The organism is Mesorhizobium sp. M00.F.Ca.ET.216.01.1.1 (genome assembly GCF_004010325.2).
Taxonomy (GTDB): Bacteria; Pseudomonadota; Alphaproteobacteria; order Rhizobiales; family Rhizobiaceae; genus Mesorhizobium.
The window spans coordinates 1-254 of sequence record NZ_SADR02000684.1 but is presented as its reverse complement, the minus strand read 5'-3'; the positions used below and the strand labels follow the sequence as shown (position 1 = coordinate 254).

1 protein-coding gene is annotated in these 254 nt (G+C 67.7%); it reads left to right on the top strand.

The features are described 5' to 3' along the window. The coding region (locus EN859_RS37915) for a hypothetical protein (protein WP_135913794.1) at positions 1–208 on the top strand (208 nt) is incomplete at its 5' end. Positions 209–254: the final 46 nt, after the last annotated feature.

Here is a 254-nt window from a genome sequence, read left to right as displayed (position 1 = left end):
CCAGGCGCCGCGGCAGGCGGCGGCCGACGGCGGCTATGCCAGCCGCGAAAATCTGCGCCGGGCCAAGGCCTGGGGCGTGCGCGACATGGCCTTCCACAAGAAGAGCGGCCTCAAGGTCGAAGACATGTGCGGCGCGGCGATCAGGATGAGATTCAGCGTCAATCAAGATGAGACTCGGCGGGGGTGGTGTGACGCAGTGAGGGCGTAGCCCGAACGGAGTTACACCACCCCCGCGGCGTCACTGCCGACGTCTG